Genomic DNA, 24713 nt, shown 5'->3' on the forward strand with positions numbered 1-24713 from the left:
GCGAAGGGGTCGCAGACTTGGGGTCGCCTTCTCTTTGGTGACTTTCTCTTGGCGAACCAAGAGAAAGTTACCGCGCCGCCGGGCGCGCACCCCGGCTCCCGCCATCAACACTGGCATGCTGCCCCATCAGCGAGCTAGCGAGCAGCGCCCAAGTTTCGACAGATTCAAACCGAACGGACGTGGGTCAAGCGCCCAGGTTTCGGCAACCTCAACCCGACCGTGTGTAGAGCGCAGCGCCCCGACCCACCAGCAGCCGAAACGGCAGCAGCAGCGCCACCCCCAACACCAGCTTCACCCCCAGGTCCCCCAGCGCCCAGGTCACCCACGGATCGTTGCTGCCAGCAAAAGCGATACTCCAGAACACTGCCGTGTCCAGCACCGCAGCCAGCAAAGTGGCCACCAGCGGCGCGCGCCACCAGGTGCCGTGGCGCAGCCGATCGAACACGGCGATGTCCAGCCATTGCGACAGCAAAAACGCCGTGCCGGACGCGATGGCAATGCGCGCAGGTGCCAGCACCAGCGACGCGGCCACCGCCACCGCAAAGCCCACCCAGGCCACGCGGCGCGCTGGCTGCGGGCCGTGGGAGCGGTTGACCAGCTCGCTCACCAAGAAAGCGACGGGGTAAGTGATCGCGCCCCAGGTCAACCAGTCGTTGATCGGGAACTGCACCAGGATGTTGGAAGCCAGCACCACAGCGGCCATGGCGAGCGCTGCAGCTGCGAACTGCGCGCGGGTCGGGAGCGTCAGCGCAGCAGGCATGCCACCACCAGCACGTCAGGCCGTGCCCAGCAATGCACGGGCAACCGCCTCGCTCACCTTGATCCCGTCCACCCCCGCCGACAAAATGCCGCCCGCGTAGCTCGCGCCTTCACCCGCCGGGTACAGGCCGGCGGTGTTCAGGCTCTGCAGGTTCTCGCCCCGCCCGATCTTGAGCGGCGATGACGTGCGTGTCTCCACGCCGGTCAGCACCGCGTCGTGCATGTCAAAGCCCTTGATCTTGCGGCCGAACACGGGCAGTGCCTCGCGCAGTGCGGCGATGGCGTAGCCGGGCAGGGCGGCGTGCAGGTCGCCCAGGGCCACGCCGGGCTTGTACGAGGGCTCCACATCGCCCAGGTGTTTGGACGGCGTGCCTTTGATGAAGTCGCCCACCAACTGCCCCGGCGCGCTGTAGTCGCGCCCGCCCAGCACGAAGGCGTTGGACTCGAGCTGGCGCTGCAGCACGATGCCCGCCAGCGGGTGGAACTGGCCCTGCGGCAGCGCTTCGATGCCGTGGGTGTGGCCCAGGTGGGTGTCGAAGGCGGCGGCATCGGTGGGGTAGTCGCTCGGGTCGATCCCCACCACCATGCCGGCGTTGGCGTTGCGCTCGTTGCGCGAGTACTGGCTCATGCCGTTGGTGACCACGCGGTTCGGCTCGCTGGTGGCTGCCACCACGGTGCCGCCCGGGCACATGCAGAAGCTGTACACCGCGCGGCCGTTCTGCGCATGGTGCACCAGCTTGTAGTCGGCCGCGCCCAAGAGCGGGTGGCCGGCGTGGCGGCCCCAGCGGGCGCGGTCGATGATGCCCTGCGGGTGCTCGATGCGAAAGCCGATGGAAAACGGCTTGGCCTCCATGGCGACGCCGCGGTCGTACAGCATGGCAAAGGTGTCGCGCGAGCTGTGGCCCAGGGCCATCACCACATGGTCGGCGCGCAGGTCGGTGGTCTCGCCCGTGGCCTGGTTCAGCACCTTCAGGCCGCGCAGGTGGCGGGCGTCGCCCGTGCCTTCCACGACCACGTCCGTCACGCGCTGCTCGAAGCGGATCTCGCCGCCCAGCGCGATGATCTGCTCGCGCAGGTTCTCCACCACCTTCACCAGCTTGAAGGTGCCGATGTGCGGGTGGGCGACGTACAAGATTTCTTCGGGCGCGCCGGCCTTGACGAACTCGTTCATCACCTTGCGGCCCAGGTGGCGCGGGTCCTTGATCTGGCTGTAGAGCTTGCCGTCGCTAAAGGTGCCGGCGCCGCCCTCGCCGAACTGCACGTTGCTCTCAGCATGCAGCTCGCGCTTGCGCCACAGGCCCCAGGTGTCCTTGGTGCGCTCGCGCACGGGCTTGCCACGCTCCAGCACGATGGGCTTGAAGCCCATCTGCGCCAGCACCAGCGCCGCGAAGATGCCGCAGGGGCCGAAGCCCACCACCACGGGGCGCAGGGGCAGGTCGGCAGGGGCCTGGCCCACGGGGTACCAGGCCATGTCGGGCGTGGGCTGGATGTGCGGATTGCTGTCGAACTGCGCCAGCAGCGCGGCTTCGTGTTCTGGCTGGGCCAGTGCGATGTCGACGATGTAGACCGCCAGCAGCTCGACCTTGCGCGCGTCGAAGCTGCGCTTGAAAACGTGCAGGTGGGCAATGTCGGCCGGGGCCAGGCCCAGCAGCTTGGCGGCGGCGGCGCGCAGCGGCGCGTCAGGGGCTTCGGCGGCCGTGAAGGGCAGCCGGATTTCAGAGAGGCGGATCATGGTCTTGCGGGCCCGTGTCGATCGGGCGGCGTGCAAAGTCGTGGGGCCGTGATTTTACCGGGGCTGCTTGCGCGGCGTGCAGTGGCGGCGTGCAAGCGGGTCAGCAAGCGACCCGTGTTTTGAGTGATTGCTATCAAATAAATAGCTGCTGCCGCTTTATGGATGAGCGGTACAGGCCATTTTGGTTTGATTTTTGGGCGGGTTGGTATTGTTGCTGTCGTTGTTGCCGCCCCGGCGCCAGCGCAGTTCGGCCACGCCAAACGCCACGGCGGCCAGTACCAGCGGCACAAAGTAGTACAGCGCCCGGTACGCCAGCAGCGCGGCCAGCACCTGGTCCTGCCCCAATGCGCCTGCCGCTCCGGTGGCCAGCAGCGCCACGCCCACGGCCTCCAGCACGCCCAGGCCGGCAGGCACGCGCAAAATGAGCCCGGCCACAGCGCCCAGTTGCACGGTGGCCAGGGCTGCGGAGTAGCTCACCTGGCCCTGCAGCACCGTCCACAGTGCTGCGCCCATCAGCATCCAGTTGGCGGCCGAGACGGCCACCTGCCACAGTGCCACAGGCCAGTGCGGCAGCGGAAACTCGTGGCCCCGCAGCGTGAGCGCCCGGCCCGCGCGCAGCGCGCACAGCGCCACATAGGCGATGGGCAGGCAGCTCACCAAGGCACCGCCTGCGCGCAGTTGCCACGGCTCGACGGCCCAGCCTGCCACGGCCGGCGCAACCCACAGCCAGGGCAGTACGGCCAGCAGCAGCAGGTAGCCCACCCAGTTGGTCACGATGCTGGTGCCCACCACCTGGCCGATGGTGCCGGGGCCCACACCGCGGCGCTCGTAGAGCCGGTAGCGCACACCCACGCCGCCAATCAGCGAGCCCAGGTTCAAGGTGAAGGGATAGCTGGTCATCGCAATGCCCAGCGTGGTGGAGCGCGACAGGCCGTGACCTGTGCAGTGGCGGCCGATCAGGTCGAAGGTGCCGTAGGTGCAGTGGCTGGCCAGCGCCAAGGCACCTGCCACGGCCAGCACGCTGACCGGCAGCGCCTGCAGTGCCTGCCACACGGCAGGCCAGTCCACGGTGCGTGCCTGCCGCACGATGAGCCAGGCCACCACCGCGAAGAAGGCCAGTGCCAGGCCCCGCGTGAGCCAGGGCCACCAGGGGCGCTGCGTGATGCCGCGCCAGCCTGTGGGTGCTGCATGCAGGTGGGTGTCGCTGCCGGGCTCCAGGGCAAGAGGGTGGGGGGTGCTGGCAGCCATGGGCAAAAGAGGTTATGCGGAGCGCACGGCTTGGCTGCGAGCCGCGTTAAGCCGCGGCACCCGCGTTGGGCGTGGACGACTTGGCGCCCGAGCCACCGGGTGCGCCATCGGCCTCGGCTGCGGCTGCCGCCGCGCGCACCATGGTGATGGTGGGCTGGTGCCGGGGCAGCCAGCCCGCCCACGTGGGGAACCAGCGCATCAGGTGGAACACCAGGTAGCTGCGCATCAGCCGCAGGCCATCGAAGCGCCCGGAGGGCTGGGGCTTGATCTGCTTGCAGCTGTTCTCCATCAGGTGCGACAGTCGGCCATACAGGTGGTCGTTGAAGGCGCGGTCGCGGATGATGACGTTGGCTTCGAGGTTCAGCGACAGGCTCAGCGGGTCAAGGTTGCTCGAACCCACGGTGGACCACTCGTCGTCCACCAGCGCCACCTTGCCGTGCAGCGGGCGGTCGCAGTATTCGTAGATGCGCACGCCGGCGCGCAGCAGGTGGTCGTACAGCATGCTGGCCGCCGTGCGCACGATGGCCATGTCGGGCTGGCCCTGCAGGATCAACCGCACGTCCACACCGCGCTTGGCCGCGCGCCGCATCTCGCGGATGAAGCGGTAGCCCGGGAAGAAATACGCATTGGCGATCACCACGCGGTGGCGCGCCGAGCGCAGCGCGACGCGGTAGTGACGCTCGATGTCGTTGGTGTGATGGTGGTTGTCGCGCGTGACAAAGATCGCGTCGGCACTGCCTGCTGTGGCCGGTTCCTTTTGCTGCGCCTTGCCATCCGGCTGCTGTTGCGGCTTGCGGCCGCCACGGCCCAGCACCGCCTCGCGTGCAAAGCGGTGCATCTGGGCCACGATGGGGCCGCGCATCGCTACCGAGTAGTCCTGCTTGGCCTCGGGTCCGAAGTCCGCCACATGGTCGGCCGAGTAGTTGATGCCGCCGATGAAACCCAGTTCGCCATCCACCACCACGATCTTGCGGTGCATGCGGCGCAGCAAATTCAGCCGCTGGCCCATGAAGCGGCGGCCCGGGTCGAAGATGCGAAAGCGCACGCCCGCATTCACCAACTGGCCGACAAAGCTGTCCGACAAATCGGGCGAGCCGAAGCCGTCCACCAGCACGTGCACTTCCACCCCGCGGTCGGCTGCGGCCAGCAAGGCTCCATGCAGCTCCTTGCCGATCTTGTCTTCGAACAAAATGAAAGTCTCCAGCACCACTTCGCGCTGCGCTGCGCGGATGGCGTCGAAAACGCGGGGGAAGAACTCCTCGCCGTTTTCCAGCAGCTCGAAGTGGTTGCCGGGCACCCAGCGCGAAGACCGCGGCGGCGTGAAGGTGGGGCGGCGCAGGCTCATAGATAAATCTCCGCAGCCAGGGGCGCGTGGTCCGACAGCTTGTCCCATGGCTTCTTGGGCAGGGTCAACGGCGAGTGCACCGACGCGTTGCGCACGTAGATGCGGTCCAGCGCCAGCAGCGGCATCGACGCAGGGAAGGTGCGCACCGCGCGGCCGAAGGCCTGCACGAACACCTCCTCCAGCCCCGCGCCGCGGTGCAGGATGGAATGGGCGCGGTGGCGCCAGTCGTTGAAGTCGCCCGCCAACACCACGGGCTCGTCCTTCGGAAAGGTGTTCACCAGGTCGCACACCAGCTTCAATTGCCGCTGGCGGTGCGACTCCTGCAGGCCCAGGTGCACACACACCGCATGCACCGGCAGGTGATGGCCTGGGGGCTGCAGCACACAGTGCAGCATGCCGCGGCGCTCGGGCCCGGCAATCGAGATGTCGTGGTTGTCGTAGCGAGTGATGGGGAACTTGGACAACAGGGCGTTGCCGTGGTCGCCGTTGTCATACACCGCGTTGCGGCCGTAGGCGTATTGCGACCAGATCGTGTCCGCCAGAAACTCGTAGTGCGGCACTTGCGGAAAGTTGGCGAGCCGGCTGGCATGCTTGTGGTGCGTGCCCTGCACCTCTTGTAAAAACACCAGGTCCGCCTCCACCTCCCGCACTGCTTCGCGCAGCTCATGCAGCATGAACCGCCGGTTGAATGTGGTGAAGCCCTTGTGCACGTTCACTGTCAGAACCTTGAACGCAATGGGCTGGGATGGGGTGGTGGCCATAGGCAAACAATCGTTGTAGTGACCCTGCGGCGAAGGCGCCACGCAGGGCGGTCCGAAGGGTGAAACGATTGTTGTGGCCGTGGTGCGCGGCCACTGTAGGACGTCTGGCCGTTGGCATGTGCTGCCGTGGCCGAAAAGGCTTGCAGTGACTGCGCCGCAATGAGCAGCAAGGGTCAAGAAGTCACCCCACCTCGGCATCAAAAGCTGACGCGCCCTGGACCAGCGCCACCGTGGATCTGGCTCTGCCAGTCCACGGGGGGCGTCCCCCGGGGGGATGGCGCGCCGCACCTCAGGGGGCGATTTACGCGGGCAGGAAGCCTTCTACGGACAGGTAGCGCTCGCCCGTGTCGTAGTTGAAGCCCAGCACCTTCGCGCCAGCTGGAAGCTCGGGCAGTTTCTGCGCAATGGCGGCCAGCGTGGCACCCGAGGAGATGCCCACGAGCAGGCCCTCTTCGCGCGCGCTGCGGCGGGCGTATTCACGCGCCGGTTCGGCATCGACCTGGATCACGCCGTCGAGCACGCTGGTGTCCAGGTTCTTGGGGACGAAGCCCGCGCCGATGCCCTGGATGGGGTGCGGTGCCGGCGCGCCGCCCGAGATCACGGGCGACGCCGTGGGCTCGACCGCAAACACCTTGAGGTTCGGGAACTTGGCCTTGAGCACCCGCGCCACGCCGGTGATGTGCCCACCCGTGCCCACGCCCGTGATCAGTGCGTCGATGCCGTCCGGGAAGTCGGCCAGGATCTCCTGCGCCGTGGTGCGCACGTGCACGTCGATGTTGGCGGGGTTTTCGAACTGCTGCGGGATCCACGAATCCGGCGTCTGGGCCTGCAGCTCTTGCGCGCGGGCGATCGCGCCCTTCATGCCCTTCTCGCGCGGCGTCAGGTCGAACTGCGCGCCGTAGGCCAGCATCAGGCGACGGCGCTCGATGCTCATGCTGTCGGGCATCACAAGGATGAGCTTGTAGCCCTTGACGGCCGCCACCAGCGCCAAGCCGATGCCGGTGTTGCCCGAGGTCGGCTCGATGATCGTGCCGCCAGGCTTGAGCGCGCCCGACTTCTCGGCGTCTTCCACCATCGACAGCGCAATTCGGTCCTTGATGGAGCCACCGGGGTTGCTGCGCTCGGACTTCACCCACACGTTGGCCGCCGGGCCAAAAATGCGGTTGATGCGCACGTGCGGCGTGTTGCCGATGGTTTGCAGAATGTTGTCAGCTTTCATGGCGTCTCCTGTGAAGGTCAATTCAATGGATAGGGGTGACGGGGTGACCCAATGCCAGCCGGTGGATGGCCAGATAAACAACCATCCGTTCAGCCTGAGCCTGTCGAAGCCAGGGCACGATGGCGTGGCTGGTCCTTCGACAGCTCTGGGTGGACGGGTCACTGACCGGCATTGCGGTGTCCCGCGCATTCTGAACCAGTTGTTCGACGGCTCCGGTGATATGGATATATCCGAGGCGCCACTCCCCAGCTTTCAGCCATTCCAGCTGCGCTCACTGCAGCGGGCTGACCTCCACCCGCATCGCCCGGTCCGCCGGCGTGATCTCCACCCGCACCGGCAGGCCCAGCGCAATCGTCTGCGCATTGGTGGCCGTGTGCTGCGTCACCTCGGTGCAGGTGTAGCGCGCGGCACGCCCGCTGCGCCACACGGCCAGTGCCAGCGGCAGCATCCACTGGTCCGCCAGGTGCGGCCCCAGCGCACCGTGGCTGCGCTGATATGTGAGCACCTCGTCCGCCAGCCGCTTGGCCACCTGCTCGGCCGACAGGCTGCGCTCGCCCAACTGGCAGAACACCTCGGTCACGTGCTCGTATTCCAGCGTGGCGATGAGTGCATTGCCCGGCCCTTCGTTCTGCCGCGTGGGCGGGTTGCGCAGTTGCCCCGCTTCGAACGTCCAGCCCATGCGCTGGCCCAGGGCCTCCAGTTCGCGGTGCGCAATGTTGCGCGCCAGGCCCGGCACCAGCGCTTCGCCGTAGGCATTGAGCAGCGCCCCGCGCTCCATCAAGTCCACAGGTGTCAGCGGCTGCGCTGACGGCGTGATGTGCGCCACCAGCTCGCCGCCCCCGGCGGGGTAGAAACCGCGGCGCTGCAGTTGCAGGTCCAGCCCCACACCCAGGCGCCGCACCAGTGGCGTAAACGACCGCTCCAGAAAGTCGAACGGCGGCGCCATCGGGTTGTGCGTGCCGCCCGACAGCTGCACACGGCTTTCGCCGCCGGCCAGCATCAGCGCGGGCAGCACCGTCTGCAGCACCAGCAGGCAACTGCCCGCCGTCGCGATCTGAAAACGGTAGTCGCCCGCCTGCACCGCGCCGGGCGTGAACAGCAGTGTCTGCGAGCCCAGCTCGGCGCCGTCCGCCTGCCCACCGCTCACGGCCACTGCGGCCTGCACGCAGGCCAGGTGTTGGCGCATCAGACCCGGCTTGGGCCGCCCGGCACGGATGCGCGTGATGTGCAGCGGCCGGCCGGTGACCATGGAAAGCGCCAAGCCGGTGCGCAGGATCTGGCCGCCGCCCTCGCCGGTGAAGCCGTCGAGGATGAGTGGCGGGGGATTCGGATTGCCGGAGATATTGGATGTCTCGCTCAAGATAGCCTCAGATGTCAGTGTCGAAAGAGAGTGCTGCATGACGCAAGATCGCCATTTCCATGCGCTGAGCTCTCCCGGATGTCCATGAATTTTGGTCTTTGCAGAGGACTCGTAGTTCTTTCAGAAAACTCTCATTGGCCACTTTGATGGCCAGTCGGCAGTCGTATCGGAAACTGCCTGTAGAAGGGCGATGGGCAATGGAAATCAGAAGAGATTTCTGAATGTCTTTTCGTTCCCGGTCCTGCAGTTGGGCTTGTTTGAGTCTCGTGCAAACCACGTTGCGCAAGTAGCCTGAGCGGAAGAACCGAGGACTGATTTGCAGGTACAGAATTGCCGTGTCACGCCATTTGCCGCTGCCAGCCAGGATGTCGTGTTGCGCTTGAGCACTCCATAGTTCCCACAGCGGGCTTCGGTATGCCCGAAACTCCTCTGCGGCGCGCATGTACTCTTTGCGCAGCGCCGGGTTGGAGCGCTGGCGCATGGCTGCGGCACGGCAAGCCGCGTGAAGACGGTTCATTTCACGCTCGGTCTCCCGGATCACGCGAGCGTCAATCACCGGGGTTTTCACGCCAAGCTGCGTTTCGAGTCCCTGATGTCGTACTTCAGCACGGTGTCGTGCAGCAGCACATCCAGCGCGGCATGCCCCGGCACGGGCAGCGGCTGCACGGGTTCAGCTGCGTTGCGTGACAGTTCGGCCTCGATGAACGCGTGGATGCCCGGCCAGCGCGGGCTGGTGGCGGCCTCGCCGGCGCGCATCTTCACCTCCAGCAGGGCGTTGATCTCCGCGACCAGCGCAGCGTCGGCCACCGGGTCCAGCGTGTGCTGGGCCAGCTCGGCGAAGCGCATGGGCGGTACGCCGGGCAGGTTGCGGATCCAGCGCGCAGCCAGCAGCGGGCGCAGCACGTACAGGTACTTCTTGTAGCGCACCTCGTCGGCCTGCAGGTGCTCGCGGAAGTTCTTCTTGGCCATGGAGCTGTAGTGGTGCCAGCCCTTGGCGTTGGAGAAGACGTTCTCTGCCAGCGCGCGGAACGGCGCCATGGTGGCCGCCTCTTCGCGGTAGACGATGGGCGAGCGCAGCCACTCCAGCAGCGTGGGGTTGGACTCGCGCAGCAGCCCGAGCGCCTTGCGCAGGTCCCAGCCGTTGATGTCCAGGTCGCCACTGATCGGCACCTCGATCACATCGCGGCCGGGTGCCACTGTGAGGTACCAGGGCAGCCGGTGCACGTAGATGAAGCGCACGTCGTAGTCGCTGTCGGGCGATGCAAAGCCCCAGCCGCGGCTGCCGGACTCGCAGGCGAAGAGGATGGTCACGTCGTGCGTGGACTCGATGCGCTGCAACTCCTGCATCACCTGCGCACGCATGTGGGGCTCGACCGGGTGGGCGGAGCGCAGCAGTTCTTTTTGTTCTGATGTATGCATAAAAATCGGCTGTAGCGCCTACTGGGTAAGCGCTACTAGCTATGAGTTTTCATAAGCGGCCCGCTTCGGGCTGGCTGCAGGTTGTTGTTGGCGGTCAATCTGTCACTTGGACACCAACCAATTTGAGATTGAGGACAAGTTGGGTACGCACCTCACCCAAAGTGCGCGCGAGCAGCCGAGCTCTCCACGCCGCCCAGTTTGCCTGCACTTCTGGTACAGCCAGTTTCGACGCTCCAGGGTCGTCGTCGTATCCAAACTCGAATCCGCACTGGCACATTTCGAATGAGGCTCCTCCGCAATCCAGATAGGGTGGATTGAGCAGCCCAACACTTCCACACACCGGACAGGCCCAATGCCCGTCAAGGGATTGGAAAAGGAATGCGCAGCTACCGTCTCTCAAACGGACCTCTTGTCGTTGCATTTGCCTCACCCCTTCACGCACACCACCTGCTTGAGCGTGTACACCACCTCCACCAGGTCTTCCTGCGCCGCCATCACCGCGTCGATGTTCTTGTACGCCATCGGGATTTCGTCGATCACGTCGGCATCCTTGCGGCATTCCACGCCTTCGGTCGCTTTGATCTGGTCTTCGACCGTGTACATCTTCTTGGCCTTGGTACGGCTCATGGTGCGGCCCGCGCCGTGGCTGCAGCTGTTGAAGCTCTCGGGGTTGCCTTTTCCGCGCACGATGAAGCTCTTGGCCCCCATGCTCCCCGGGATAATCCCCAGCTTGCCTTGCTCGGCACTCACCGCGCCCTTGCGGGTCACGAAGACGTCCTGCCCGAAGTGCGTTTCGCGCTGCACGTAGTTGTGGTGGCAGTTCACCGCCTCCACGTGCGTCTCGAACGGCTTGGTGACACACAAGCGCAGCGCAGCGATCACCCGGCCCATCATCACTTCGCGGTTGGCGGCGGCGAATTTCTGCGCCCACCCCACAGCCTTCACGTAGTCACCGAAGTACTGCGCGCCTTCCTCGAAGTACGCCAGGTCCTTGTCGGGCAGGTTGCGCTGGTTCATCTCGGCGTCCTTCTTGGCCAGCTCGATGAAGTGGGTGCCGATGGCGTTCCCCACCCCACGCGACCCCGAGTGCAGCATCACCCACACGGACTGGTGTTCGTCCAGGCAGATCTCGATGAAGTGGTTACCCGTTCCGAGCGTTCCCAGGTGCTTGTAGTTGTTGGTCTTCTCGATGCGCGGGTGCGCCTCGCAGATTTCCTTGAACTCGTCCACCAGCGCCGACCATGCGCGGTCGGTCTCGGCAGGCGGGGTATCCCAGCTTCCTTTGTCGCGGCCGAAGTGCTTGGGCGTCATCCCCACCGGCACGGCGCGTTCGATGGCGGCACGCACACCGGACAGGTTGTCGGGCAGGTCGCTCGCGGTCAGCGTGGTCTTGCACGCCATCATTCCGCAACCCAGGTCCACACCCACCGCGGCGGGGATGATGGCCTTGAGCGTCGGCACGACCGAGCCGATGGTGGCGCCGATCCCCAGGTGCACGTCGGGCATCACCGCCACGTGCTTGAACACGATGGGCAGGCGCGCGATGTTGCGCAGCTGGTTCTTGGCTTCTTCTTCCACGGGCACGCCGTTCGTCCACATCTTCACGGGGACGCCGTTGGGTACTTCGAGTTGTTCGTAAGTCTTCATATCGTTCTTTCGTCTTTGGTCTTCTCTGCCGTTCATTGAACCATTCCGCGCGCTGCGGCCTGGGCGTAGTTCTTCAGTTCGTCGTCGCTCTTCACCTGGCGGATGAATGCGTCCATGTGCGCCTGCAGTTCCTGGGGCCGCCCCAACCGCGCGCCCTCATGGCCTATCCCGTGCAATGCGGATTCCTGGGCAGCCCGGTACGGCATCGCCAGCATCTCGCAGAACACCTGCCACATCGCGTCGCGCCATTCAGGGATGTCCTTGGCGTTCCAGAACGACGGCCATACGTCAAACCACATGTAGCTCACAAAGTACAGGCGGTCGCTTCGGCTCCCGATGGGGCTCGGCCCGGTATCCAGGCGCGGGCCGAGGCAGTCGCGCCACAAGTTGGGCAGCGCCCGCATCATGCGCATAGCGTCGGCCAGGGGCACGGAGGGGTCGTTCACCATGTGCGGAATGTCCCCGGCGTTGTTGCTCATCACATGGTTCAGGCCCATGCCCACCTGCTCGTCGCTGTAGGGCGCCAGGTCGGTGCCCGCGTTGGCGAACAGCACGGTCTGGATGTGGGTCCATTGCAGCGGCGTGGCGTCGAACTCCGGCTCGTCGATCAGCCAGTACCACTCCTGCCCGCTCTTATCGGGCACGGGGCGGTCGAACAGATAACGCAGGGCTGCGCTATAGACCGCCGGCTCCAGGTTGATCGACTCGCAACTCACGGGCGTCTCCTTACGGTTCGCGCGCCTTTCACGTGCGGTCAGTTTCTTTGCTTTCATCTCGATTTCTCTTTCCTCATGAGAATCAACGCATCTTCACGAGGCCGTTCAGCACCTGGTCCAGGCCACCAAACACCGAGATCTTGTCGATCCGCTCGGCCACCCGCTCCAGCGTCTCCAGCTCCTTCATGCGCAGGGCGACGGGGTTGTCCTCCATCACCTTGGCGGTGTTGAGCAGCGAGCGCGTGGCGGCGGTTTCCTCGCGGCGGCGGATCACGTTGGCCTGGGCCTGCTTTTCCGCCTGCACCACCTGGGTCAGGATGGTCTTCATCTCGCCGGGCAGCACGATGTCCTTCACGCCCACGCTCTCCAGTTGCATGCCGTAAGGCTGCAGCTTGATCGCCAAGTGAGCGGTCACCACCTCGTCGATCACCGTCTTGTTCTCCAGCAGCTCGTCGAGCGTGCGGGTGCCCACGGCGGCGCGCAGCGCAAACTGCAGCTCGCGGTACAGGTAGTCGGCAGGCTTTTGCAGCTGGGCAAAGGCTTGCAGCACATTGGTCACGCGGTAAGTGGCCGACAGGTTCAGGCGCAGGCTCACCTTGTCGCGGGTCATGATGTCCTGGCCCGAGACCTCCACGGCCTGCAGGCGCAAATCCACCAGTTCCACGGCGATGGTGCGGCCGTACTTCCAGAACGCGTAGGTACCGGCGGTCAGCAGGCGCTCGACCTTGCCGTCCAGCGTCAGCAGCGCGCACTGGCCTTCAGGCACCTGCACCTGCAGCACGCCGTTCAGGCCAGTCACTGCGCGCTGGCGCAGTTGGGTCTGCGTCAGACGGGCGACCAGGTCGGCGGGCAGCTCGGCACCGTTTTGCAGGTTCACCACCTGTACGGTCACGTCCACCAGGCCCTTCCAGTACAGGCGGCGCGTGCCGGGCGGCAGGATTTCAACCAGCACGCCGTTCTCGCTGCGCAGGCCCACTTCGCGCTCCGACAGGTTCACCTGCACGAAGTTGGCGGCGACCACGGCAGGCTCCTGGGCCATCAGGTAATCGGCCAGGCCGTTCGTGAACGCGGGTTGCTCCAGAGCGAAGGTTTCCACGCGCAGCGTGTCCAGGCCGGCAAACAGCCAGTGCGTACCGCTCTGCAGCACGCGGTCGAAATCGCCGTTGCGCAGCAGCAGGGCGCGTTCGTTCTTCTTGACGGTGATGCGTTGGATCTTGTTGTTCAGCATTTCTTTTTCTCCTTATTGCGGTCCGCGCCGCGGATTTCTCGTTCGTTCGTTCGTCTTCTCTTCTTCGTCGTCGTTGTCATGTCGGTTGGCGCACAGCGCTGGCAACACAACCCCCATCCCAAGAGGGCGCCGTTACAGCGGCGGCGGGGCTCCAGGCAGTGCAGCCGCGGGCCTTGCAGTGCGCCGTGGTTGCTGCCCTGTAAACAGGGCGGCAGCGTGGCTGGCTGCGGGCGCGGGCTGCACCGGGGTCTGGTGCAAACCGCCGCCGGCTGACGGAGTGCCTGCGGGGGCTGCCGTGCAGCAGCCTTTGCCTGCGCCCCGCGTCCGGCGGGTGGTCTTTCGACCGTTTCTTCAAAGCTCCGGCCTTGCGGCCGGAAGAATGGACAGGAATCGAACCTGTGACAGACCCTTGCGGGTTGCTCTTCCTCTGAGCTACCAGTGGTGGCCCGCCTGGAGTCGAACCAGACACGTCCTTTCGGAGTGGTCTCCACGACCGTGCCGTGACCAGACGATGGCGACGTGCGGCATGCAGGGGTTCGACAAGAGCCTTGAGGACCCCTGGAACCTCGGCACCGGCAGGGCGAACTTGTGTCCTAACCCTGGCCTGTGAGCGGTCGACGCTGGCGTCTGGTACTTATCTATTGCCAGATGCGTGCCAGCTTGTGAAATTGGGGGTGAAAATTTGCAAGCCATTGATTCATATGAAATTAATGACATTTCAAAAAATCTTTGTCGCAATCGATTTGCCTAAAAGATAGAATAAAAGCTAGTCAATTAGCTGAATATGATGCGCAAAGAAAAAGTGGTCATCGGTTTTCTGGGAACGCAGCTGGATGCAGGCAAGGGGGCGGGCCGCTGGGAGAAGTGGCGCCCCACGGTGTCGCTGGCCCAGCACGAGGATGTGGTCGTCAAGCGGATGGAGCTGCTCTACACCCCGCCCCACCACGATCTGGCCCACCAGGTGCGCACGGACATCCACACCGCGTCGCCCGAAACCACCGTCCACCTCGTCAAGCTGGACATCGCCGACCCGTGGGACTTCGGCGAGGTCTACGCCACGCTGTTCGACTGGGCCCAGGGCTACCGCTTCGACACCGAGCGCGAGGAGTACTGGACGCACATCACCACCGGCACGCACGTGGCGCAGATCTGCCTGTTCCTGCTGGTGGAGTCGCGCCGCATCCCGAGCGTGCTGGCGCAGACATCACCGCCGAAGCGCCAGCAGATGGGCGACCCGGGCAGCTATGCGCTGATCGACCTGGACCTCTCGCGCTACGACGTGATCGCGCAGCGCTTTGGTGCCGAGCAGCGCGATGCGGTGGACTTTCTCAAGAGCGGCATCGCCACGCGCAATGCGCGCTTCAACGCATTGATCGAAGAGGTCGAGCGCGTGGCGGTGCGGTCGCGCGCGCCCATCCTGTTCACCGGGCCCACGGGCGCGGGCAAGTCGCACCTGGCGCGGCGCCTGTTCGAGCTCAAGAAGGCGCGCCACCAGGTCGAGGGCGACTTCGTCGAAGTCAACTGCGCCACACTGCACGGCGACGGCGCGGCGTCCACGCTGTTCGGCCACAAGAAGGGTGCCTTCACCGGCGCGGCGGCCGACCGCGCGGGCCTGCTGCGCACGGCGCACAAGGGCGTGCTTTTTCTCGACGAGATCGGCGAGTTGGGCCTGGACGAGCAGGCCATGCTGCTCAAGGCCGTGGAGGAAAAGCGCTTCTACCCCATGGGCAGCGATCGCGAGGTGGCGAGCGACTTCGAGTTGATCGCGGGCACCAACCGCGACCTGCGCACCGAAGTGGCGGCCGGGCGCTTTCGCGAAGACCTGTACGCACGCATCAACCTCTGGAGCTACCAGCTGCCCGGCCTGGCCCAGCGGCCCGAAGACATCGAGCCCCACCTGGACCACCTGCTCGCGCGCACCGGTGTCGAACTGGGTCGCATGGTGCGCCTGTCGGCCGAGGCGCGCGTGGCCTACCTGCGCTTTGCGCAGTCAAGCGACGCGCTGTGGAGCGGCAACTTCCGCGACCTGTCGGCCAGCGCCACGCGCCTGGCCACGCTGGCCGACAGCGGCCGCATCGGCCTGCCCCTGGTCGAGGCCGAGATCGCCCGCCTGCGCTGGCTGTGGCAGGCGGCCCGGGATGCGCGCGACGGCATGGCCCAGGCAGGCGTTGGCACCGTCGGCCGCGACGATCTGGTGGAACTGCTGGGCGAGGAGGCGGTGGGTGGACTGGACCTGTTCGACCAGCTGCAACTGGCCGCGGTGCTGCAAATGTGCCGGCAATCGCGCACCTTGTCCGACGCGGGCCGACAGCTCTTCAACGCCTCGCGCACGCAGCGCACGGTGGTCAACGATGCGGACCGGCTCCGCAAGTTTCTGGCGCGGTTCGGGCTGGATTGGGAGCGTGTCAGCCGAAAGGGATGAAGGCTGCGCGGTGCGCCACACGGGAGGTGGGATAATCCAGCCCGTGAAGCACGCCAGACCGCCGCTGGTGCAATCTGGGAAACCAGGCACTGGAGGAACGTCCGGACTGCACAGGACAGCGTAGCAGCTAACGGCTGCCCACCGTGAGGTGAGGATCAGAGCAACAGAGACGAGTCAGGTCGTTTTCAGCCACCAAGGGTGTTCTATGGGGGCCAGCGCAAGCTGGTACCGGCTGGCGCAAGCCAGACGCTCAGGCGCAAGCCTGAAGCCCCATAGCCGCCCAAGGCGCGGAACGCGACTTGGGTGAAACGGGCAATCTCTACGCGCAGCAATACCAAGTAGGCCAGCGTTGATGTGGTTCCGCAGAGCTGGCGGGTAGGTAGCACCGAGCCGTGGTGGCGACACCCGGCCCAGATTAATGGCGGTCACACTGCGGGCAACCGTGGTGCACAGAATCCGGCTTATCGGCGTGCTTCACACTTTATTTTGAGGCCCATGTCCACGGGCTTCACACAGCGCGGCCGCATCACGCCTGCATCACGGCGTGATGACGCACTGCAGTGACGAAACCCGCGCCTTGCCCGCGCTGACGGCGAACGAGATGGCCGCAGACGCCACATCCTCACCCGCTGCGTGGCGAATGGTCACCGTGCATTGCGCCGCCTTGCTGCAACTCCCCTCGATCACGTTCGTGCCTGCATACAGGTACGCCATGCGCATGGCCAGCAGATCCTTGACCTTGGCTTTTCCGGTCTGGCCAAAATCGCCATGGCATGAGGACGCGCGGGGAATGGTGTCGTTGGCGGCCGCCAGCAAAGCGCCCAGAGCCTTCTGCGTGGCGACCGGATCCGCAGCAGCGGCCGCAGCGGGTGCTGTATCAGCTGCCAACGCAGGAGGCGCCGCCAGGGCGCAGCCCAGAGCGATGGCTGCGCAGAGCGTGTGCAGGCGCTGTGTCACGGTGCCACCCCGTAGTACAGCGAAATATCGTTGCCGGCGTAGCTGTTCTTGAATTTGTTGTGGAACGCTTCTACGGAGTTGTCGGCAACGACCTTGTGCTGGCCGTTGGAGAAGTTGAACACCATGCCGCCATGGTAAATGCCCACATGTTTTTGCGGCACGGGAGACATCACATTGTTGACCACGTTGGCGGCCGACAGGACAAAGATCAACAGCCCGTCTGATATCGCGGGCTTGTCGGCCCATTTGCCCTTGAGGGCCAGCCTGTTGTAGAGCTCATCGCAGCGGATGGACCCGCCCGTCTTCTTGGTGCTGAACTTCATGTCGCCGCACAGCATGCCCAGTTTGATGCCCAGTGCATGGCTTACAAAATGTGCGCAATGATTTTGCGACGCAGAGTCAAATTTGTTGGAGCAGATGTCGGAGATCGGCTTGCCTACGTAAGCTTGAAGGGCTGTGAGTGTCGTGCTCATAGGGGTTGGATGGATGAGTAAGCCCTGCGGTTCAGCAGGGCAAGACACCGCCTTGGTTCCGATCCATTCACCTCTTGGGGGATCGACCTCGTCCGTGCGAGGCAGGCGGCTGCGAAACCCGGCCATTCTCTGCAGGGAAGCGCCCATCGCTGTTACTTTGTGTTTATCCAGGTAACTAATTCAGCGGAATGTGCTGCCAGATGTTGTTATCTGCGGCAGCACATGCTGGCCCCGAGGGGCCTTCTTTTCGTCTACTCAGCTGCTACGGATTTCGAACACGCGCATGTCAGCTCTTGCCGCAATGCGGCGCATGACCTTGCTCCAGTTCCGTCGCCCGGCGCACGGTGTCGGGGTGGCTGCTCAGCAGCGACCACACCGGGTGCGCTTCCAGTTCGGCGCGGGCCTGGCCTTTGGTGATCGGCGCGGGTGCGCTGGCTGGCGCACTGCCGGGTGCAGCGGGAGCTGATGCTGCGGCTGTCGCGTCTGCTGCTTGGCCTGCAGCCGGCTTGGCGCTGTCCTTCTCCTTATCCTTCTTGTTCTTTTGCTTCTGGTCCTCTGCCTCTTCTTCGTCCCGCGCAATGGCCAGCAGCAGCTTGCCCATGGGCGCGGTGGGCAGGGCGGTGTGGCGCATGAGGGCGATGGCGTAGCAGTCGGCTTCGCGCTCGTGGCTGCGGCTGTAGGCGAGGCCGGTCAGCACCGAGGCGCCGGTGGACACGATGCCCGACACATCCCCCAGCGCCAGGCCCAGGCCCATGTTGAGCACGCCTTGCTCCACCACCATGCGCGTGGTGTGGCGGTGCACGACGTGGCCGATCTCGTGCGCCAGCACGCCCACCAGGGCGTCGTCGGGCAGGCCCTTCTCGGCGGCGGCCTTGACGATGCCGTCGGTCATCACGATCTTGCCGCCGGGCAGCGCGAACGCATTGGCGCCCATGCCGGCTCGGAACTCCAGCGACAGAGGCGGGCGGTAGTCGGGGTAACGGTGCAATGTGCGGGGCGTCTGCTGCACCAGGGCGTCGAAGCGCGCCTTGAGCTGGTCTTGCCGCTCGCTGGGCAGCTTGCTGGGCTTGAGGGTGCCGTCGTCCATCTGCTTGAGCACGTTCTCGGCCACGCTGGTTTCCCAGCCCACCGGCACGAAGCGGGTGAGCTGCGTGGCGGCCCAGGGTGTGCCGTAGCGGTAGAACAGCGTGAGGCCGATAGCAGCGGCCACCGTCACGCCCAGCAGCACGGGCCAGCGCGTCTGCATGCGCTGGGCGATGCCAGGGCGCTCGCCCGCGGCGGCCAGCGCGGCGCGCCAGTCGGCCACGGCGTCGATCTCGAGGCTGCCCTGGTCGCGCAGGTCCACCACCACGCGGGGCTGGGGCTTGTGCTCGTTCCAGGCCTCAGGCCAGCCCACGTCCTTCCAGGCAAAGACCACGGGCTCGGCACCGGGCTGAGAAAGCGGGTGCAGCACCAGCGACGGCCCGCGGGGCGTGGGCTGCAGGCTCACCATCACGGGCCGGGCCTTGCTGCTCAGCCCGTCGAACCAGCGTCCCTGCAGCAGGCGGGCCGGGGGCGTGGTAGGGTCACTCATCCGATAAGGTCCAGGCCGGCCGCGTCGGCCAGCGCATCGCCCAGGCCGCCCTGCTGTTGGCGCACCATGGTGCCGGCCACCTGTTCCACGCCGCCCTTGACGTGCAGGGTCACCGATTCGAGCTTCATACGGTATTCGCTCACGCGGGCAAACGGGCGGTACAGGCCCAGCGTGAACAGGGTCAGGAACATGTTCTTGATGCGCAGGCCCACGTAGCCGCCGCTTTTGAGGTGGCACTTGAAGCGCGCCACATGGCTCACGCCGGTGTTGTTCCACTGCAGCTGGAACATGCGGGCCTCGCGGTACGCGCGGGCGGGGGCCGAGGCCAGGAACAGCAGCAGCATCCCGCCGATGATGGCGGCGAAGATGATCACGAACAGCCAGAAACCCAGCTTGTCGGAGGTGGCCACCAGCAGCGCGATGGAGCTGCCCGCCAGCACCGCGATCAGCGTGGCGATGACGACGACGCACAGGACGAACACGGCCACCGTGGCCAGCCACACCTTCACGAAGTCCATGTACACCGGCTTCCAGCGGCCGCGTTCGGCGCCCACCTGGGCGCGCAGTACCAGCAGGCTCTTGTAGTTGTATTCCAGCCGGATGAAACACAGCACCGTCAGCACCAGGCCCAGCGCCAGCAGGCCGCCCATGGCGGGCGTGAAGCTGGGCAGGGCGCGCTTGGCGCCTTCTTCGGCTTCTTCCATCGCCTCCATGGCCTGGGCCAGTTCGGGCGACAGCATCTGCATGCCGAAGAACACGGCGAACCACACCAGGGCCAGCGCAAACATGGGCCAGCTGGCGATGTAGACCTCTTTCCAGCTCGCAGTGAACTGCAGGCGCAGCCCGCGCCAGCGCGTGGCACCCAGGCGAAAGCGCATCGCGCTGCCCCAGATCAGCGGCGAGAGCAGTGCACCCGTCAGCAAGAACACGCCCACGGCGGCATCCTGGCCGGTGTTGGCGGCGATGTTGTAGGCAATGGTGATCAGCGTCAGCAGCACAAAGCCCATCACCATCTTGCGCTGCTGCGCGGTGAATTCGAGCGGGCTGCCCGCCACCAGCGTGTGGCTGTAGAAGTACTGCGCAGTACGCCGCCGCGCCCAGGGCGTGTAGATGCCCAGCGTGACGATGGACAGCAACACGTTGACGATCCACACCCTGAAATACTCGCCCCCACTGCCGGTGAATTCGAGCGGGTGCGCGTCGATGTTCTGCGGCATGAAAGTCGACATCGGTCCTGCCGAGCCGCCGGTATTGTTTTCGTTCATGAACTCACTCCCTCCCGAGTGGCAGGCAGTGTAGCAGCGAGGCATGGGTGCGAAATTCAAGCAAAAGCAGCCCCTGCCGCTTGATAGGAAAGCGCGAGCAGCTATATTTTTAATAGCATTGGTCGCCCGCCACACGCCGTTCGCAAAAGGCACGCCTCCGCCAGCGCACCCGTGGATCTGGCTTCGCCAGGCCACGGGGTGCGTCCCCCTTGGGGGGAAGCGGCGCAGCGGCTCAGGGGGGCATCAGTCCTTCCCGTGGACCTGGCTCCGCCAGGCCACCGGGTGCGTCCCCCCTCCGGGGGGAAGCCGCGCAGCGGCTCAGGGGGGCTAGAACTTCTCCCAGGGTTGCAGGTACCGCCACTGCCCTTCGGGCACCTTGGCCAGCGGCACGCGGCCGATGCGGATGCGCTTGATCGCCACCACCGACAGCCCCACGGCCTCGCACATCGCCGGAATCTGCCCGGGCCGGATGCCCTTGAGCGCAAATCGCAGCTTCGTCTCGTTCTGCCAGCTCACCTTGATGGGCGGCAGCGGGCGGCCATTGAAGGTGAGGCCGTGGCACAGGCGCTGCAGGCCGTTCGGGGCGATCTCGCCTTTCACCTCGACGATGCACTCCTGCTCCAGCGACTCGATGTCTTCGGCCAGCTTGCGCCCGATGCGCTTGTCCTGCGTGTAGACCACGAGCCCGCTGGCTTCGGTCGGCAAAGGCGTGAAGCACTCGAGCTGCCGGAAGTGCCGCTGCAGCACGCGAATGCCCGAGGCGTCTTCCGCCAGGTGCGACGCGGCGCTCAGCAGCGTGGTGGCGGGCGTGGCGCCCTGGCTGCGGCTGCCGTGGCTGCCATGACTGCCTGATGGGGTGTTGTGGGCGGAGGCTCCGCCGGGCGCGCTCTGGCCCAGGCCCGCTTCAAATCCGGCGGGCTTGTGCAGCAGCAGCGTGACCGGCGTGAGTTCCAGCAGGCTGGCATCGGGGTCCACCGTCACGGCCTGGTCGGGCCGCACGCGGGTGCCGGGCTCCTCCACCACCTGGCCGTCCACGCTCACGAAGCCGCCCTCGATGAACTGCTCCGCCGTGCTGCGCGAGCAGTTGAGTTGGTCGGCCACGCGCTTGGCCAGGCGGATGTGGGAAGGGTCAGGGTTCTTGTCGGTCATACATCAAAGGTGAACATTCGCCGTGCGCGGGTCGAGGGTGTAGGTGGGTGATTGTCGGCGGTGCACTCCCCACGAGCGCGGCCTGTCGCCAGTGCCACCGTGGAACTGGCTCTGCCAGGCCACGGGTGGCGTCCCCCTGGGGGGGAAGCGGCGCAGCCGCTCAGGGGGGCTTCTCAACCTTCAAGTTGCAGGGACCGGATGCGTTCCACATGCGCCAAGAGCGACCGCTGCGCCACCGGCCACATGCGCGGCGGCACGTCATCGTAGGCGTGGCGCACCCAGTCCTCCATGGTGCCCTCTGGCAGCGCCTGCATGGCAGCCAGCACCTTGGCTTCGCGTGCGAGGCGGTGGGCCTTGAGCTTGGCGATGGCGCTGCGGGCCTGGCCCAGCACGTAGCCGTGCGCGGGCAGGATGAACTCCACGCCGTGCTGCGTGCAGACCGCGTCCAGCCGGTCCAGTGAGTCGAGGTAGTCGGCCATGTTGCCGTCCGGCGGGTCGACTACCGTGGTGCTGCCGTTCAGGATGTGGTCGCCGCTGAACAGCAGGGCGTCTTCCACCAGCAGCAGGCACAGGTGGTTGGCCGCGTGGCCGGGCGTGTGGATCACCTGCAGGGTGTGGGTGATATTGCCCTCTGCCGCTTGTCCTGCAAGCGTCAGCAGCTCATTGTTTTGTAGCACCCGGTCGGGCGTGAAGGCGCTGGCTGCGCGCGCCGTGGGCGCGGACGGCAGGCCCAGGATGGGCGGCGGCGCCTTGCCCGCCTGCACACACAGTGCCTGCAGCGGCGCGGCGCCCGGCGAGTGGTCCGCGTGCGAATGCGTGCACACGATCATGCGGATGTCGCCACCCGCTGCGCGCCAGAGCGTGTCCAGGTGCTCCGGGTCTGCCGGGCCGGGGTCGATGGCGATGAACCCGGTGGCCGGGTCGCCCACCAGGTAGCTGTTGGTGCCGGGCCCGGTCATCACGCCGGGGTTGGGCGCGGTCAGGCGTTGCACGTTGCGCAGCAGCGGCACGGGCTGCGCGGTCTGCCAGTCGAGCGCGTGGACGATCTGCCCGTCGGGGCACACCAGCGCCAGCTCGCCGTAGGGCGTGTCGCTTTCCATGTAGCGCGCTTCCTTGCCGGCCAGGGTGCCGGCGCGCGGGCAACTGGTCCACAGCGGCTGCTCGTCGGCTAGCGCGTCGAACACGGCCTGCGTGGTGCCGAACTGCGCCAGCCGCTGCAGCGTGCGCACGGTCGGAAAGATCATGAAGAACTGCCCCGCCTCGTGCCGCGCGAGCGCATCGGCCGGGCGCACCCACACGGGCTCGAACTGCTCGGCCTCGTCGGCCACCGGCTCCTGGCCTTCTTCAGGCATGCGTGCCACGAGAAACGGCACGTCGAAGCGGCGCGGCAGGTCGCGGTCGGTCGTCCAGTGCGCCAGCACGAACACGCTGTCGGCCGCGAGCCGCAGGCCGCGCGCGCTGCATTGCTGGGCGAAGGGCTGGTGGCGGTCGATGGCAGCGATGTCGGCGGCATCGGCCCAGCGGCCGTCGGCGGCGTGGCGCGCCAGCAGGATGCCCAGTTCTTCGAAGCTCTCGCGGATGGCGGCGATGGCCTGGGTGAGGTGCAGGTCGCTTTGTGTGGGGCGGCGGTCTGCGGCGGCGTGGGTGGTGGGGGCGGCGTCCAGCGCGTCGATGCCGCCGCCGGGGAAGACGTATGCGCCAGGGGCGAAGCTGGCGGTGGCGGATCGGCGGGTCATGAGGACTTCGAGTCCGCCTGCATCGCCTGGCGCATCACGCAGCAGCAGCACGGTGGCGGCGGGGCGGGTGGCTACGGGCTCGCGGTGGGGGTGCAGTTGTTGGGTGGTGCGGGGCATCGGGGGATTATCGGCGTGGGGCGGGAAGCTTCGCTCGTTGTTCCCTTGCCGGTCGGGGTGAGTCTGTCGAGGCCTCGGGGCTGGCTTAGCCGTACCCGTTCGGGTTGGCTACCAGCCACCTGTGCAGCGCCCCAGCCGCCCACCCGGCACCACAATCAGCCCCGCCCCCACCCCGCCCTACTTGCGCTGCAAGAAATCCACCGCCAGCGCCGCCAGCGTACGCGCCCCCACCGGCAACTGGTCTTCATCGATATCGAACAACGGCGAGTGGTTCGACGGCGCCTTGTTGAAGTCCGCGCCCTTGGGCGGCGCGCCCAGAAAATAGAAGAAGCCGGGCGCCACCTTCTGGAACTCCGAAAAATCTTCCGATCCACTCACCTTGGGGATGATCATCGCCTTGCCCCCCGACGCCAGCTTGAGCGCTGGCAGCGATGCAGCCGTCAGCTCCGCTGGGTTGCTGGTCACCGGGTATGCCACGGGGCCGAAGCGCACCTTGGCCTTGGCGCCGCTCGATGCCGCGATCTGCTCCGCCGTGGTGGTGATGCGCTTCAGGGCCTCCTGGCGCATACCTTCGTCGAAGGTGCGCAGCGTGCCCAGCAGCTCCACGTTGTCCGGAATGATGTTGTAGCGCGTGCCGCCGTGGATGGAGCCGATGGTGACCACCGCGGGCTCCTGGCTGATGTTGAGCTGGCGGCTCACCACCGTCTGCAGGCCCAGCACGACCTGGCTGGCGGCCACCACCGGGTCGACCGCGTTCCAGGGCGACGAGCCGTGGCCGCCGCGGCCTTCCACCTGGATGCTGATGTTGTCCGAGCCGGCCATCAGCGGGCCGCTGCGGTAGCCCACCACGCCGGACGGCAGGTTGGCCGTGATGTGCAAACCGTAGATGGCCTGCACGTCCTTCATCGCGCCCTCTTCCACCATGGCCTTGGCGCCGAAGCTGGGCACCTTGCCGCTGGCATCGGCCTCCACCGGCGCGCCCTCTTCGGCGGGCTGGAAGATGAACTTGATGGTGCCGGGCAGCTGGGCCTTCATGCCGGCCAGCGCCTCGGCCGCGCCCATGAGCATGGCCACGTGGGCATCGTGGCCACAGGCGTGCATCACCGGCACTTCCTTGCCCAGGTAGTTGGCCTTCACTTTCGAGGCGAACGGCAGGCCGGTGTTTTCGGGCACGGGCAATGCGTCCATGTCGGCGCGCAGCGCCACCACCTTGCCCGGCAGGCCGCCGCGCAGGGTGCCCACCACGCCGGTGCCGCCCACGTTGGTCTGCACCTCCATGCCCAGCTTCTTGAGGTGCTCCGCCACGAGCTTGGCGGTGCGCACCTCCTGGCCCGACAGTTCCGGGTGGGCATGGATGTCGCGGCGCCAATTGACCATCTTGGGCGCTACCTTGTTCACGGCGGTGTCGATGACCTGCAGGCCGGCGGCATCGAGCGCCTGAGCGTGGGCCGAAGATACGACGGCCAGCCCGCTGGCAGCGAGGCCTGCGGCAATGGCGATGGCAGAAAGGGGTTTGTGCATGGAGCAGGTCCGTAAAGGTGGGTGGCAGCTTGCAAGGCCGGTGGATAGCAAAAAGCACGTCCATGC

The 24713-nt window shown here is 66.3% G+C and carries 20 protein-coding genes and 1 other RNA gene; 2 read left to right on the top strand and 19 right to left on the bottom strand.

Annotated elements, in window-relative coordinates; translation table 11 throughout:
• Positions 1-208 precede the first annotated feature (208 nt).
• The 12 genes from ASF16_RS05260 to ASF16_RS05310 form a co-directional block, all read right to left on the bottom strand.
• On the bottom strand, positions 209-760 hold the full coding sequence (locus ASF16_RS05260) for a VUT family protein (protein ID WP_056163835.1): 552 nt from the start codon (positions 758-760) through the stop codon (positions 209-211).
• Positions 761-775: 15 nt separating this feature from the next.
• Positions 776-2491 (bottom strand): NAD(P)/FAD-dependent oxidoreductase, encoded by a 1716-nt coding sequence (locus ASF16_RS05265; RefSeq protein ID WP_056163837.1) that lies wholly within the window; start codon positions 2489-2491, stop codon positions 776-778.
• Positions 2492-2647: 156 nt separating this feature from the next.
• Entirely contained in the window at positions 2648-3739 is a 1092-nt protein-coding gene (locus tag ASF16_RS05270; protein ID WP_156371944.1) for a lysylphosphatidylglycerol synthase domain-containing protein, read from the bottom strand.
• 46 nt (positions 3740-3785) lie between these two features.
• Positions 3786-5084 (bottom strand): cardiolipin synthase ClsB, encoded by a 1299-nt coding sequence (gene clsB / locus ASF16_RS05275; RefSeq protein ID WP_082516758.1) that lies wholly within the window; start codon positions 5082-5084, stop codon positions 3786-3788.
• Entirely contained in the window at positions 5081-5845 is a 765-nt protein-coding gene (locus ASF16_RS05280) for an endonuclease/exonuclease/phosphatase family protein (protein WP_056163840.1), read from the bottom strand. The genes clsB and ASF16_RS05280 overlap by 4 nt, the downstream gene beginning before the upstream one ends.
• A gap of 301 nt (positions 5846-6146) precedes the next feature.
• Positions 6147-7064: a cysteine synthase A gene (cysK, locus tag ASF16_RS05285; RefSeq protein ID WP_056163843.1), complete on the bottom strand. Its 918-nt coding sequence runs from the start codon at positions 7062-7064 to the stop codon at positions 6147-6149.
• Between the two features lie 271 nt (positions 7065-7335).
• Complete coding sequence (gene rtcA / locus ASF16_RS05290; protein WP_235507264.1) at positions 7336-8424, bottom strand: RNA 3'-terminal phosphate cyclase; 1089 nt, start codon at positions 8422-8424, stop codon at positions 7336-7338.
• Between the two features lie 7 nt (positions 8425-8431).
• Positions 8432-8992 carry a hypothetical protein gene (locus ASF16_RS25920; RefSeq protein WP_156371945.1) on the bottom strand — a complete coding sequence of 187 codons (561 nt, stop codon included), beginning with the start codon at positions 8990-8992 and terminating at the stop codon, positions 8432-8434.
• Positions 8989-9843, bottom strand: a complete 855-nt coding sequence (locus tag ASF16_RS05295; protein ID WP_056163846.1) for a nucleotidyltransferase domain-containing protein — start codon at positions 9841-9843, stop codon at positions 8989-8991. Before ASF16_RS05295 ends, ASF16_RS25920 begins: the two co-directional genes overlap by 4 nt.
• Before the next feature lie 426 nt (positions 9844-10269).
• On the bottom strand, positions 10270-11490 hold the full coding sequence (locus ASF16_RS05300) for an RtcB family protein (RefSeq protein ID WP_156371946.1): 1221 nt from the start codon (positions 11488-11490) through the stop codon (positions 10270-10272).
• Positions 11491-11522: 32 nt separating this feature from the next.
• Positions 11523-12206 (bottom strand): hypothetical protein, encoded by a 684-nt coding sequence (locus ASF16_RS05305; RefSeq protein WP_235507265.1) that lies wholly within the window; start codon positions 12204-12206, stop codon positions 11523-11525.
• Between the two features lie 82 nt (positions 12207-12288).
• A complete protein-coding gene (locus ASF16_RS05310; protein ID WP_056163854.1) occupies positions 12289-13434 on the bottom strand; it encodes a slipin family protein in 1146 nt (381 codons plus the stop codon).
• A gap of 787 nt (positions 13435-14221) precedes the next feature.
• Between ASF16_RS05310 and rtcR the strand changes: the two genes are divergently transcribed.
• Complete coding sequence (gene rtcR / locus ASF16_RS05320) at positions 14222-15856, top strand: RNA repair transcriptional activator RtcR (protein ID WP_056164129.1); 1635 nt, start codon at positions 14222-14224, stop codon at positions 15854-15856.
• Between the two features lie 45 nt (positions 15857-15901).
• An RNA gene (rnpB, locus tag ASF16_RS05830) (RNase P RNA component class A) lies at positions 15902-16336 on the top strand.
• Between the two features lie 57 nt (positions 16337-16393).
• Here the strand turns inward: rnpB and ASF16_RS05325 are convergent.
• From ASF16_RS05325 to ASF16_RS05355, 7 genes are all read right to left on the bottom strand, one after another.
• A complete protein-coding gene (locus tag ASF16_RS05325; RefSeq protein ID WP_056163857.1) occupies positions 16394-16813 on the bottom strand; it encodes a hypothetical protein in 420 nt (139 codons plus the stop codon).
• Positions 16810-17433 (bottom strand): hypothetical protein, encoded by a 624-nt coding sequence (locus ASF16_RS25925; protein WP_156371947.1) that lies wholly within the window; start codon positions 17431-17433, stop codon positions 16810-16812. Before ASF16_RS25925 ends, ASF16_RS05325 begins: the two co-directional genes overlap by 4 nt.
• Before the next feature lie 139 nt (positions 17434-17572).
• Positions 17573-18859: a M48 family metallopeptidase gene (locus ASF16_RS05335; protein ID WP_056163862.1), complete on the bottom strand. Its 1287-nt coding sequence runs from the start codon at positions 18857-18859 to the stop codon at positions 17573-17575.
• Positions 18856-20124, bottom strand: a complete 1269-nt coding sequence (locus tag ASF16_RS05340; RefSeq protein WP_056163864.1) for a YjgN family protein — start codon at positions 20122-20124, stop codon at positions 18856-18858. The genes ASF16_RS05335 and ASF16_RS05340 overlap by 4 nt, the downstream gene beginning before the upstream one ends.
• Before the next feature lie 327 nt (positions 20125-20451).
• Positions 20452-21273 carry an rRNA pseudouridine synthase gene (locus ASF16_RS05345; RefSeq protein WP_056163867.1) on the bottom strand — a complete coding sequence of 274 codons (822 nt, stop codon included), beginning with the start codon at positions 21271-21273 and terminating at the stop codon, positions 20452-20454.
• 173 nt (positions 21274-21446) lie between these two features.
• Positions 21447-23126: an MBL fold metallo-hydrolase gene (locus ASF16_RS05350; RefSeq protein WP_056163870.1), complete on the bottom strand. Its 1680-nt coding sequence runs from the start codon at positions 23124-23126 to the stop codon at positions 21447-21449.
• A gap of 177 nt (positions 23127-23303) precedes the next feature.
• Positions 23304-24647 carry an amidohydrolase gene (locus tag ASF16_RS05355; protein WP_056163874.1) on the bottom strand — a complete coding sequence of 448 codons (1344 nt, stop codon included), beginning with the start codon at positions 24645-24647 and terminating at the stop codon, positions 23304-23306.
• Positions 24648-24713 lie beyond the last annotated feature (66 nt).

The sequence above is a fragment of the Acidovorax sp. Leaf78 genome (assembly GCF_001422735.1).
Taxonomy (GTDB): domain Bacteria; phylum Pseudomonadota; class Gammaproteobacteria; order Burkholderiales; family Burkholderiaceae_C; genus Acidovorax.